Source organism: Streptomyces sp. NPDC045431 (assembly GCF_040646655.1).
Taxonomy (GTDB): Bacteria; Actinomycetota; Actinomycetes; order Streptomycetales; family Streptomycetaceae; genus Streptomyces.
This window is the reverse complement of the sequence record NZ_JBEZAQ010000015.1, coordinates 18,437-30,204: the sequence shown is the minus strand read 5'-3', so window position 1 is coordinate 30,204 and position 11,768 is coordinate 18,437. Positions and strand designations below refer to the sequence as shown.

General features: G+C 70.9%; 10 protein-coding genes. 2 read left to right on the top strand and 8 right to left on the bottom strand.

The features are described 5' to 3' along the window. Positions 1 to 19: 19 nt before the first annotated feature. Positions 20 to 2,104 carry a SpoIIE family protein phosphatase gene (locus AB0A69_RS25575; protein ID WP_361426441.1) on the bottom strand — a complete coding sequence of 695 codons (2,085 nt, stop codon included), beginning with the start codon at positions 2,102 to 2,104 and terminating at the stop codon, positions 20 to 22. Between the two features lie 642 nt (positions 2,105 to 2,746). Next, positions 2,747 to 3,613 (bottom strand): NAD(P)-dependent oxidoreductase, encoded by an 867-nt coding sequence (locus AB0A69_RS25570; RefSeq protein ID WP_361426438.1) that lies wholly within the window; start codon positions 3,611 to 3,613, stop codon positions 2,747 to 2,749. A 119-nt stretch (positions 3,614 to 3,732) separates the two neighbouring features. Between AB0A69_RS25570 and AB0A69_RS25565 the strand changes: the two genes are divergently transcribed. Next, positions 3,733 to 4,287 (top strand): ABATE domain-containing protein, encoded by a 555-nt coding sequence (locus AB0A69_RS25565; RefSeq protein WP_361426435.1) that lies wholly within the window; start codon positions 3,733 to 3,735, stop codon positions 4,285 to 4,287. A 73-nt stretch (positions 4,288 to 4,360) separates the two neighbouring features. On the opposite strand, the gene AB0A69_RS25560 is transcribed toward AB0A69_RS25565, so the two are convergent. The 6 genes from AB0A69_RS25560 to AB0A69_RS25535 all read right to left on the bottom strand — a co-directional run bounded on the left by AB0A69_RS25560 (position 4,361) and on the right by AB0A69_RS25535 (position 10,598). After that, a complete protein-coding gene (locus AB0A69_RS25560) occupies positions 4,361 to 5,332 on the bottom strand; it encodes a fumarylacetoacetate hydrolase family protein (RefSeq protein WP_361426432.1) in 972 nt (323 codons plus the stop codon). 186 nt (positions 5,333 to 5,518) lie between these two features. Continuing rightward, positions 5,519 to 6,460 carry a VOC family protein gene (locus tag AB0A69_RS25555; protein WP_361426429.1) on the bottom strand — a complete coding sequence of 314 codons (942 nt, stop codon included), beginning with the start codon at positions 6,458 to 6,460 and terminating at the stop codon, positions 5,519 to 5,521. Then, positions 6,457 to 7,476: an amidohydrolase family protein gene (locus tag AB0A69_RS25550; protein ID WP_361426426.1), complete on the bottom strand. Its 1,020-nt coding sequence runs from the start codon at positions 7,474 to 7,476 to the stop codon at positions 6,457 to 6,459. The genes AB0A69_RS25555 and AB0A69_RS25550 overlap by 4 nt, the downstream gene beginning before the upstream one ends. Continuing rightward, positions 7,473 to 8,606 carry an FAD-dependent oxidoreductase gene (locus AB0A69_RS25545; protein ID WP_361426423.1) on the bottom strand — a complete coding sequence of 378 codons (1,134 nt, stop codon included), beginning with the start codon at positions 8,604 to 8,606 and terminating at the stop codon, positions 7,473 to 7,475. Before AB0A69_RS25545 ends, AB0A69_RS25550 begins: the two co-directional genes overlap by 4 nt. A gap of 40 nt (positions 8,607 to 8,646) precedes the next feature. After that, positions 8,647 to 9,621, bottom strand: coding sequence for a cyclase family protein (locus tag AB0A69_RS25540; protein WP_361426420.1), 975 nt, complete (start codon positions 9,619 to 9,621; stop codon positions 8,647 to 8,649). Further along, positions 9,600 to 10,598, bottom strand: coding sequence for a fumarylacetoacetate hydrolase family protein (locus AB0A69_RS25535; protein WP_361426417.1), 999 nt, complete (start codon positions 10,596 to 10,598; stop codon positions 9,600 to 9,602). The genes AB0A69_RS25540 and AB0A69_RS25535 overlap by 22 nt, the downstream gene beginning before the upstream one ends. Positions 10,599 to 10,725: 127 nt before the next feature. Between AB0A69_RS25535 and AB0A69_RS25530 the strand changes: the two genes are divergently transcribed. Further along, positions 10,726 to 11,640, top strand: a complete 915-nt coding sequence (locus tag AB0A69_RS25530) for a LysR family transcriptional regulator (RefSeq protein WP_361426414.1) — start codon at positions 10,726 to 10,728, stop codon at positions 11,638 to 11,640. Positions 11,641 to 11,768: the final 128 nt, after the last annotated feature.

Sequence of the window (11,768 nt, the reverse complement as noted above, 5' to 3'; positions counted from 1 at the left end):
CTGGTGTGACGGGGAAAGATCAGGGCTGTACTTGCGCGAGGAGGAGGGCGACGTCGTCATGGCCTTCGGTGTGGTGCAGGCGGGCCAGGAGGCGGTCGCAGGTGGCCTCCAGGTCGGCGTCCGGGGTGGCGAGGAGTTCGAGAAGCCTGTGCAGTCGGGCGTCGATGTCGGTGCGCCGGGTTTCGACCAGGCCGTCGGTGTAGAGGAGCAGGCGATCACCGGGCCCCACGGGGATGGTGGTGGTGCGGAAGGGCACGCCACCGACGCCGAGTGGTGCTCCCGCGGGCAGGTCCAGCAGGATCGGTGCCTGGCCGGTGCGGCACAGGACCGGGGGGAGGTGGCCGGCGACGGCGATGCGCAGGCGGGAGGAAGCCTCTTCGTGCACGGCGTAGAGGCACGTGGCGATGGACGGTTCGAGGGTGGCGGTGATCCGGTCGAGGTGTTGCAGGACCTGATCGGGCGCGAGGTCGAGCTCGGCGAGGGTCTGTGTGGCGGTGCGCAGCCGTCCCATGGCGGCGGCTGCCTGGATGCCGCTGCCCATGACGTCACCGACGACCAGTGCCGTACCGCCGCTGGTCAGGGGGAGTACGTCGTACCAGTCTCCCCCGATTTCGGCGGCGGATCCGGCGGGCTGGTAGCGGCAGGCGATGTCCAGCCCCGGCACGGTGGCCGGGATGCGGGGCAGGAAGCTGCGCTGGAGCGTGAGGGCGGCGTGGCGCTGCTGCTGGTAGGTGCGGGCGTTGTCGATGCAGACGGCGGCCCGTGAGGCGAGTTCCAGGGCGAGGGCTTGGTCGTCGTCGCTGAAGGGCATGGGGTTGCGGGCACGCAGGAAGTCGACGGCGCCCAGAATCTCCCCTCGGGCGATCAGCGGAACGGCCAGGTAGGAGTGGACACCCGCGCGGGCGAGCACGGCGGCGGCCTGCTCGTCGGGTGCGATGCGCGCCAGGTCGCGATCGTCGACGTGGGCGACGAGGACGGGCCGGCGGCTGCGTACGCATCGGCTGATCAGCCGGTCAGGGCCGTAGCGCACCGGAGTCCCGGGTGGGTCGGCGGCCAGGGCGGCGGGGGTCGGGTAGGCGGTGTGCACGATGAGAGGCCGGAAGACCATGGACTCCGTAGCCGTGCTGGAGGCGACCTCGGTCAGGGCGGTGTCGAGAATGTCGACGGCGGCCAGATCGGCGAATTCGCCCACCGCCACCTCGGCCAGTTCCCGCGCGGTCTGTTCTACGTCGAGGGTGGTGCCGATACGGGCGGAGGCATCGGCGATGACGGCCAGCCGGTGCCGGGCGCGCTCGGCTTCCGCTGCGACGCGGTGCCGCTCGGTGACGTCCACGACGGAGGTGGCCAGGCCCAGCACGGTGCCGGCGGAGTCCTCGAGCCGGTAGGTGGAGACCGACCAGGCGCGCTCGGTGGCGGGGTCCGCCGGTACGCGGCCGACGGTGTACTGATCAAGCAGAGGCGTGCCGGTGGCCAGGACGAGCCGCATCGAGGATTCCACCGCGTCGGTGTCCAGGAAGGAGAGCACCTCGCGCACCGGGCGGCCCAGGTGCTGGGCCGCCGACAGGCCGTTGAGGTGCACCAGGGCTTCGTTGACCGTCACATAGCGCAGGTCGGTGTCGATCACTGCCAGACCGATCGGGGACTGATCTATCAACCGAACGGATAGCGCCAGATCTTGCTCGACCTGCCTCAGCACGCTCTGATCGACCGCGAGGCCCAGCGCGTACCGGCCTCCGTGTTCATCCTGCAGCCGCATGTTGCGGAATTCGAGCCAGCGGACACTGCCGTCCCTGTGGACGACCGGGAAGACGCCGGCCCATGTCTCACCGCCGTGCATCACCTTGCCGAACAAGGTCAGCACCTGATCGCGGTCCTGCTCAGCGACCAGCAATCGGGCGGCGTACCGCCCGAGGGCCTCATCCGCGCGGTACCCAAGGAGCGCCTCGGCCTGCGGGCTCCACAGAACGATGCGGCCGTCCCGGTCCAGCACCACCGGTGCCACCCCAAGGGCATCCAGGAGACCACCGGCCGGACCTCCGGCCACCTCTGCGCGGCCGACTGCTCGCAGGTGGGCCCCGGCATCAAAGCCGTCTGCCACTGCCATGACCGGCCACCCTTCTCAGCTCGGCGAAAGATCCCAGCTCGGCGAAAGAATCGATTCAGCCTGCACGGCTCCACTGGGCAGCGAACACCTCCATCATGACGCGGTCTGCAGGCGCCGTATGTACATAAAGGACAGAGGTGACATGGAGCACCGCCGCGGCTGGTACCTGGCGCGTCACGGAAGGTCATTCATGTTCCGTCCGGAGGCTCGGTGCGTCGGTGCCCGGCAGGACACCCCCTAGGGAAGGCTTGACCAGCCCCGCGCGCACAGGGGCCGGGAGCCGGCTGCCGCAGTGGTCGCCGCGTACATCCTCGGCAGCAGGCGTCTGGCGCCGACGACCTCGATCGCACGGGCGACAGTCGGCTGGAGCGGACCCCGCAGGGAAGCGCGGAGGAGGAAGTGTCACGGGCGACTCCCGATGTTTTCGGTGTCCTGCGGCAGAAGGTGGAACGCCGCCGGGCCGCGAGGCCCGGCGACCAACAGCGGAAGCCGACGTTCCATTTCTCACCCGCAGGTCTATCCCGCTTACGGCGCGCTACGCAAGGCTCGTGCCCGACCCCACGGGCGGCCGCTGCAGGCAGGTGCCTCGGCGAGGAAGGCTCGTTCTCGGGTGGCGCGGACCTCACGGGTGACCGGGACCCTCTACAGCCGCGGTTGCTGTTCCGCGATGACCGCCCAGTCGTCCGCCCCGCGACCGTCGGCGATGGCCTGATCGAAGACGGTCCGCAGCAGCTGACCGATCGGGATCGGAATGTCGTGGTCGATCGCCGCATCGAGCGCGAGGTTGAGGTCCTTGCGGCCCAGAACCGCGGTGAAGCCGGCCGGCTGGTATTTCCGTTCGGCGATCATCGACCCGTAGCCCGCGTATACGGGACCCGGGAAGAGCGTCGAGCTCAGCAGTTCGACGAACCGGCCGGAGTCGACACCGGCGCCTTCCGCCAGGCTGACAGCCTCGCCCAGTGACTGGATCGCGCAGGCGATCAGGTAGTTCCCGAGGATCTTCACGGTGTTGGCCTGCTCCGGACGATCACCGAGTCGCCACGTCCGCGAGCCGATCACGTCGAAGAACGGCTGGACGCGGTCGATCAACCCGTCCTCACCGGCCGCAAGGATGTTGAGTGCCCCGGCTTCGGCGACCGGAACACGGCCGAAGACCGGTGCTGCGACGTACCCGACACCGGACTCGGCGTGCGCTGCGCCGACCCGGCGGGCCAGGTCGGCGCTCACCGTGGCGAGGTTGACGTGAACAGTCCCGCCCGGAGTCCGGGAGAGGACGCCGGAGTCGATGAACGTCTCGGCGACGGCCCGGTCATCGGACAGGACCGAGAAGACCACCGGCGCCTGCATGGCCTCCGAGACGGAGGCGGCACGACGGGCGCCCGCTGCAACGAGTTGCTCCGCAGGTTCGTCGGAGCGGTTCCACACCACGACGTCGTGGCCGGCCTTCAAGAGGTTGTGTGCGATGGGCTTGCCCATCGCTCCCAGACCGATGACCGCGATGCTGCCCATGGAGAGCACGCCCCTTCTGCTGAACCGTCCAAGTCGGTTCAAGGATGTCACGGGGCTACCACCCTGTCGAACCGTCTAAGCTGGTTCGGCGGGGTGTTGTCGCACTGCGGAGGTGGGACATGACCGAAGACGTACGGCGGGTGTTCCGGATGGACAACGAGGTCCTGGCGTTCCGGTTCACTGCCACCGTCAGCGACAGAGCCGGTGCGAAGCCGAGAGAGCGGCTGACCGACCCCGCACGACTGAAGATGTGGCTGCAGGCCGCAGGGCTCGACGTCACCGACGTGTCGACGACCGATCTGAAGGACGCCGTCGAACTGCGCGAGGCGATCTACCGCATCGGGTCGGCGATCGCCGCAGGTGAACAGCCGGACTCCCAGGACGTCCGCACCCTCAACACGATCGCTGCCACTGGACACGCGAAGGCTGCGCTGGAACACGAACGCGCGGAATGGCACCTGACGGACACGACCCCTGTCGGTGACGCCCTCGGCGTCCTGGCCACGGACGCCATCCACGTCCTCGGCGGCCCTGACCGCAGCCGCATCAAGAACTGCGAAGGCCCCGGATGCGCGGGGCTCTACCTCGACACCAGCCGTGGAGCCAACCGCCGTTGGTGCTCCATGAACACCTGCGGAAACAAGGTCAAGAAGTCGCGACTCGCCGCGAGCTGACCCCGCAGCGTCGCGACCAGAGCGGGCCGTCGACACCGTCATGACCCGCAACAGCCCGCGAGACGCCCGTCGTTCAGGGCCGCTCCCGGTTGCGGCGCCGCCCCTTGGGCAGGGCGACCGGCTCCGTGCCGGTGACCACCCGGGTGACGAGGGAACCGAGGGCTTCCACGGTGAGGGTCACGGTGTCTCCCGGCGTGAGCGGCGGCGGGACCCGTTCGCCGTTCCGGCCCCACAGCTCGGCGAGGCAGCCGCCGTTGCCGCAGGTGCCGGAGCCCAGGACGTCCCCGGACACGACCCGGGTGCCGCGCGAGGCGTAGGCGGCCATCTCCTCGAACGTCCAGCTCATGTTGGACAGGAGGTCGCTGCCGACCTCCTCGCCGTTGACGTCGGCCGTCAGGGCCAGCCGCAGGAACCCGTCGTCGTCGCGGTAGGGCTCCAGTTCGTCGGCGGTCACCAGATAGGGGCCCAGGGTGGTGGCGGTGTCCTTGCCCTTGCACGGGCCGAGCCCCACCGTCATCTCGGCGGACTGCAGGTCGCGCGCGGACCAGTCGTTGAAGATCGTGTATCCGACGATGTGGTCCCGCGCCTGCTCCGGTGTGAGGTCGCGGCCGTCCCGGCCGATGACCGCCGCCACCTCGAGTTCGAAGTCGAACACGGACGATCCGGGAGGTACGGGGACGTCGTCGTGAGGGCCGAAGACGGCGTGGGGGTTGGTGAAGTAAAAGGTCGGCGCCTCGTACCATCGGGCGGGTACCCCGGATTCGCCGCTCACGGAGCGGCGTACGCCCTCGACGTGCTCCTCGAAGGTGACGAAGTCCCTGACGGAGGACGGCTGGAGCGGGGAGAGCAGCCGGACCTCGGAGACGTGCGGCCCGGGCAGTACGTCCAGGGCCGCGGCGCCGGCGGCGAGGAGGCCGGGAAGGCCGTCGGTGTCACGGATCAGATCGGTGAGCGAGGTGACCCCGGGCAGGGGGAACAGCGTGCCGTCGTCCTCGACGACGGCGACACGGGTCCGGTGCCGGTGTACGAAAGCGGCGAAGCGCATGATGCGGCTCCCAGGTGAGGGGGGACACGGAACCGGGCCGTCCGGGACGGCCAGGAGGCCCCCGGTTTTCGCCGGACGGTCCGGGCCCCGTGGACCGGGCCCCTGGACCAGGGCCGGGAACGCGGCGGCGTGAGCCAGGGCGGGACACCGCCGGCCGCGTTCCCGGGGATCGGACGGTCGGGAGGATCAGACCGGCGGGGCGACGAAGCAGCCGCGGTCGGGGTCGTTGAACGACTCCCTGGCGACGAGCTCGTTCATCGGGTTGGCGGTGCCCCACTGGTCGGTGACCTCGGGCCGGGAGAAGTCGTAGACGTGGGGGTGCCAGGTGTCCTCGTCGAGGTTCTCCAACTCGGTGGTGTATTCGACGGTGTTGCCGTGCGGGTCGAGGAAGTAGGTGAAGGTGTTGTCGCCGGCCATGTGCCGGCCCGGGCCCCAGATCTTCGTGTGGCCGGCCCGCAGGACCCGGCCCGAGCCGCGCATGTACTCGTCGATGCCGCGCATCTCGAAGGAGATGTGGTGCAGCGAGGTGTGCGGGCCCTTGGCAAGGGCCATGGAGTGGTGCCGGCTGCTGATCCGCATGAAGTGCATGACCTCGCCCACGTGGGGCGAGCTGAGCGTGTCGGACAGGCGGAAGCCGAGGTGACGCTCGTACCAGGCCCGAGTGCGCCCCAGATCAGGGGAGTTGAGGACGACGTGCGAGAGCTTGACCGGGATCGCCTCCTTCTCCTCGATCTTCCGGTGCGTGCGGACCCCGACGTCGGCGGAGACCTCGACGGTGCGGCCGTCGACGTCGAAGAAGCGGAAGCCGTAGCCGCCGCCGGGGGTGTCGACGGCTCCGGGCCGCGAGATCAGCCGCACGCCGCCGGCCAGGAGCTGCTCGGCCAGCGTGTCCACGTCGGCCGGGGTCGCCGCGCCGTACGAGACGAGGTCGAGGCGCTTCTCCCCGGCCTTGCGGAGCCGGACGACGTACTGCTCCGGGCTGCCCTCGGCGGCGAGGAAGGCGATGCCGGAGTCCTCGGCGACCTTGGTGAGCCCCCACACACCGGCGTAGAAGTCGAGCTGCTTGTCGTAGTCGGGCACGGCCAGGTCGACGTGCCGCAGGTGGGTGAGCAACCGGTTGTTCGTCACGGGGTGCCTCCTCGGGCGGGGGAGAGGGTGAGCAGGGCGGTGGCGTTGGCGCCGCGGACGGCGTGGAAGTCGGCCTCGGGCAGGTCCGCCGCGCGGAGCGCGCCGACCGGATCGTCGGACCCCATGTCGAAGGGGAAGTCCGAGCCGAGCAGCACCCGGTCCGCTCCCACCGCTTCCACCAGGGCCCGCAGCACCCGCGGGTCGTGCACGAGCGAGTCGAAGTACAGGCGCCGCAGATAGCTGCTGGGCAGCCGGGCGCAGCCGGCGGACGCATCGGTCCGGGACCGCCAGGCGTGGTCGCTGCGCCCGATGTGGGTGGGCAGGTAGCCGCCGCCGTGGGCCGCGACGATCTTCAGCCCGGGGTGCCGGTCGAGGACGCCGGAGAAGATCAGGTGCGACAGCGCGACCGCGTTCTCGGTGGGCTGCCCCACGGTGTTGGACAGGTACCACCGGTCGAGTCGCTCGTCGAGCGTGCAGCCGAACGGGTGCAGGAACACGACCGCCCCCGTCTCCTCGGCACGCGCCCACAGCGGCTCGTAGGCCGGGTCCGACAGCTCCCGGCCGGGCGCGTGGCTGGAGATCTCCACTCCGACGAGCCCGTGCTCCAGGGCGTGGTCCAGGGCCGGTACGAGGAGGCCGGGGTGCTGCAGGGGAGCGAGCCCCAGACCGCGAAGCCGGTCCGGCGCCGCGGCGCAGTGCGCGGCCGTGGCCTCGTTGGCCAGCCGCCAGACCTTCTCGGCCGTGGGCGCGTCCGCCCAGGAGTGGTAGTGCGACGGCGAGGGGCTCACGAGCTGTACGTCGACGCCCTGGGCGTCCATCCGGGCGAGCCGGACGGCGGGATCCGTCAGGGCCGGGATCCGGTCGCGGACCATGGGGCCGCTGACCGCGAGCGCGGCGGAGCCGTTGCGGCGGGCGTCGAGCGCCGCGGCCTCGGCGTTCCCGGGCAGACCCGCGACGAGCGCGTCGATCTCCGGCAGCAGGACATGGGCGTGGACGTCCACGGTGGGCGCGGTCACGGCAGCTCCCGGAGCATGGTCATGGTGCGGGCCATGAGACCGGGCACATCGGCGTCGCCGACTCCGTCGAGCAGCCACCGGCCCAGGCGGACGGATGCCTCCACGACCGGGCGGACCCGGGCGATCCGGCGGTCGTGGTAGGCCTGGAGCAGCTCCTCGTCCCAGGTGTCGGAGGCGGTGAGCATCCGGGCGAGGACCCAGGCGTCCTCCAGGGACAGCGCCGCGCCCTGCGCCAGGGTGGGCGGGCAGCAGTGCGCGGCGTCTCCGACGAGCACGACCCGCCCGCGGTGCCAGGAGCCTTCGACGAGCAGCCGGTCGAACCAGGCGTAGTTGACCTTCGAGGGGTCGGTGATCGTCGCGGTGATCTCCGGCCACGCGCCGCCGTAGGCGGAGGTGAGGCGGACCATCTCCTGGGCGTAGGACTCGGGCGGTATGGAGGAACGGTCGCGGTTCTTCTCGACGACGTACGCGTACAGCGTGGTGGGGCTGGTGGGGCAGTAGCCGGCGATGAACGCCGGGCCGCCGTAGGTGAGGTCGGTGTGCTCGACGCCGACGGGGCGCGGGGCGGCGACGCGCCAGATGGCCATGCCGGTCGGTTCGGGCTCGTCGGTGATGCCGATCTGCGCGCGGGTGGCGGAGCCGAGGCCGTCGGCGGCGATCACGACACCGTAGCGGTGCTCGCCGCCGTCGCTGAAGCGGACCGAGACACCGGTGGCGTCCTGGTCCACGATCGCGGCGGTGGTGCCCAGACGGACGGTCGCGCCACTGGCGCGGACGGCGTCGATGAGGATCTGCTGGAGCCGGGGGCGCTGCATGCCGACGGTGGCGGGCAGGTCGTCGCCGCCGGTGCGCAGGTCGCGCTGGACGTGCAGGACGGTGCCGTCGGGAGCGGTGATGCCGACCGACCCGAAGGGGAAGCCGGACGCCCTCACCTCTTCCCAGACGCCGAGTTCGCGCAGGACACGCAGGGCGTTGCCCTGGAGGGTGATGCCGGATCCCGCGGTGGCGTTCCAGTCGTCCTTCACCTCGACGAGGTCGACGTCGATCCCGCCGCGGCGCAGCAGGATCGCGGCGGCGTTGCCGGCCGCTCCGCCGCCGACGACCAGGACTCTGCGGGGTGCGCTGCTCATGGGGAACTCCCTTGTTCCTCGGGCCGGGTGGGCCCCGGGGTTACTTGACGGCGACGGGGTTGACGGGGGAACCGACGGCGCCGGTGATGGGCAGGGGGGCCGCGGTGAGCCAGAACGCGTACACGCCGTCGGCCGCGCAGTCCTCGGCGAGGGCCTCGAAGTCCCACATCTCGCCGATGAGCAGACCGATGTGCGGGATGGCGACCTGGTGCAGGGGCTGGAAGGCGTGGTCGAACTCGTTGGGCCGCACCTCGAAGCCCCAGGTGTCGGTCGCGAGCGCGGCGATCTCACTGCCGTGCAGCCAGGACGCCGTGGTGAAGGACAGACCGGGGGCGGCGCCTCCCGCGTAGTCGCCCCACCCGTCCCTGCGGACCCGGGCGAGCTGCCCGGTCCGCACGAGGACGATGTCGCCGCGGCCGACGGTGACGCCGTGGCCCTCGGCGGCGGCCGTCAGGTGCTCCTCGGTGATGGCGAAACCGTCGGGAAGCTCGCCGTTCTCGCCCGCGGTGCGGCCGACGTCGAGGAGCACGGCGCGTCCCGCGATGTGCGGGGCCAGGTGCTCGATGCCGGTGACCTGGTCGCCGTCGGAGGTGACGACCCGCTCGGCGGGCCGGCCGTTCCAGGCCTTGCCGTGGTCGAAGATGTGGCCCAGCCCGTCCCACTGGGTGGAGCACTGCAGCGGCATCGCGATCACGTCGTCGGCGCCGCCGATGCCGTGGGGGAGCCCCTGGTTGCCCAGGGCCGCGTCCGTGCCGGTGTCCAGCATGGTGTGGACGGGGTTGGTCCGGCGCCGCCAGCCCTTCTGGGGGCCGTTGATGTCGAAGCGCTGGGAGAGCGAGAAGCTGACTCCCCGCCGGACGAGCGCGGCGCCTTCGCGGCGCTTGGCGTCGTTGAGGAAGTTCACGGTGCCGAGACGGTCGTCCGCACCCCAACGGCCCCAGTTGGAGCACTCCTTGGCAGCCCGCGCGATGGCGCCCTCGGGGTCGGTGCGGTTCACCTCCCCTCCGCGACACATCGGGTGCGCTGCGCGCCCAGACCCGTGATGGAGGACTCCATGACGTCGCCGTCGCGCAGCAGCCTGCCCCAGTGCATGCCGTTGCCCGCCGGCGAGCCGGTGAGCACGAGGTCACCGGGCAGGAGCCGCGCCGTCTGCGAGGCGTACGCGACCATGCGGGCCACGCCGAAGATCATGTCCTTGGTGGACTCGTCCTGCATGACCTCGCCGTTGAGCTTCAGGGTCAGCCGCAGGTCGCCGGTGTCGCCGACGGACTCGGCCGGCACGATCCACGGGCCCAGCGGGGTGAACCCGGGCGCGTTCTTGCTGCGCAGCCAGTCCGTGCCGATCTGCGGCATGTCCCGCCGGAACACCGTCGCCCGGTCGGTCAGGTCGTTGGCGATGGTGTAGCCCGCGACGCACTCCAGCGCTTCCCCGGGCGGAACCCGGTACACGGGCCGGCCGATCACCGCCGCCAGTTCCAGCTCCCAGTCCGGCTTCGCCGCCCAAGCCGGAAGCGTCACGTCGTCATACGGGCCCGTGATCGAGCCGGGGAGGCCGATGAAGACGTACGGGAGGTCCTCGGCGGCCCGCCGATCCATGATCTCGGCCGCCTCGGCCCGCCGCTCCTCCTCGGACCGCTCGTCGTCGGGCGCACGGTGTGCGACGTGCAGATCAATGACGTGCTGACGGTAGTTGGCACCCGACTGGAAGACCTGCCGCGGTTCGACCGGCGCGAGGATGCGGAACTCCGACACGGGGCGTCGTACATGTCCCGGCTCGACGGCGAGTGCGCGGAGGCGCGGGAGCACGGTCGGCCACTGCTCCAGCAGGGTCCGCATCGTCAACGCAGGGTCGGCCAAGGCCGACCGAAGGTCCAGTACCTGCCCCCCGCCGTCGACGAGGGCGGGGAAAGCGGGGTGGTCGTCCGCGGAGAGAGTGCCGAGGGCGAAAGGCCCGGCGAAGAGATCAGAGGTGGATGGGGGTGTCACCGACATGTCCTCCTGACTGCGATGGGACCAATCTGGACCGCATCAAGCAATCAGGGAAATCGATTCCGTGGATCTGTACCATCGCTCTGGTGGATAGCCGCAGGCAGTGTCGTTCCGGAAGGGATCCCGCCTCGTGAATCTGGCCCGCCTCGACCTCAACCTCGTCGTCGCCCTCCGGGCCCTGCTCGAAGAACGCAACGTGACCCGGGCCGGGCAGCGTGTGGGCCTCAGTCAGCCCGCCATGAGCGCCGCCCTGGCCCGCCTGCGCCGTCACTTCGGTGACGAGCTCCTCTCCCGCGTCGGGAGCCAGTACGAGCTCACCGCGCTCGGCCAGGTCCTCCTGGACCGAACGGCCACCGCGTACGACGTCCTGGAGCGGCTCTTCACCAGTCAGGCCGCCTTCGACCCGGCCACGGAGACCCGCGAGTTCAGCATCCTCGCCTCCGACTACGCCGTCTCCGTCTTCGGAGTCGCGCTCGCCCGCGCCGTCCACGAGCAGGCCCCCGGCATCCGTCTGCGCTTCACCCGTACCCCGGTCACCGTCGTCGACGACACGGCGAGCCTGCTCAGCGCCACCGACGGCCTCCTGATGCCCCACGGTGTCATCAGCGGCTTCCCCGCCACCGACCTCTACGAGGACGGTTGGGTCTTCGTCGTCGCCGAGGACCACCCCGGCGTCGAGGACCGTCTCACCCGGCAGGACCTCGCCCGCCTGCCCTGGGTCACCTACCAGCGCACCTACGACGCCCCCGCCGTGCGCCAGCTGGGCATGCTCGGCATCGAGCCCCGCGTCGAGGTCTCCGTCGACAGCTTCCACGCGCTTCCCGCCCTCGTGGCCGGTACCCGCCGCATCGCCCTGGTCCAGGCCCGTCTCGCGCGCCTGCTCTCTCCCATCGCGGCCGTACGCGTCCTCGAACCGCCCTATGAAGCCGTCCCGCTGCGAGAAGCCCTGTGGTGGCACCCCGTTCACACCCACGACGCCGCCCACATCTGGCTCAGGGAGACCGCGGCGAGGGTCGGCCGCCGACTCGCCGACGCGTCATCCTGAGGTCTTCCCACGCGCTACGAGTGAAGCGGCGATCACCGACTTGTACCAGTGGTAGGAGGCCGAGGAAATCCATCGGGGCCGAGACGAGGGAGAGGTCTTCCTCGGGGCCGAGCATGAAGCGAATCGAA

What these genes read in the sequence shown, in the direction of transcription:
- AB0A69_RS25575 (WP_361426441.1), bottom strand. Translation starts at nt 2,104, where the DNA reads ATGGCAGTGGCAGACGGCTTTGATGCCGGGGCCCACCTGCGAGCAGTC.
- AB0A69_RS25570 (WP_361426438.1), bottom strand. Translation starts at nt 3,613, where the DNA reads ATGGGCAGCATCGCGGTCATCGGTCTGGGAGCGATGGGCAAGCCCATC.
- AB0A69_RS25565 (WP_361426435.1), top strand. Translation starts at nt 3,733, where the DNA reads ATGACCGAAGACGTACGGCGGGTGTTCCGGATGGACAACGAGGTCCTG.
- AB0A69_RS25560 (WP_361426432.1), bottom strand. Translation starts at nt 5,332, where the DNA reads ATGCGCTTCGCCGCTTTCGTACACCGGCACCGGACCCGTGTCGCCGTC.
- AB0A69_RS25545 (WP_361426423.1), bottom strand. Translation starts at nt 8,606, where the DNA reads ATGAGCAGCGCACCCCGCAGAGTCCTGGTCGTCGGCGGCGGAGCGGCC.
- AB0A69_RS25540 (WP_361426420.1), bottom strand. Translation starts at nt 9,621, where the DNA reads ATGTGTCGCGGAGGGGAGGTGAACCGCACCGACCCCGAGGGCGCCATC.
- AB0A69_RS25535 (WP_361426417.1), bottom strand. Translation starts at nt 10,598, where the DNA reads ATGTCGGTGACACCCCCATCCACCTCTGATCTCTTCGCCGGGCCTTTC.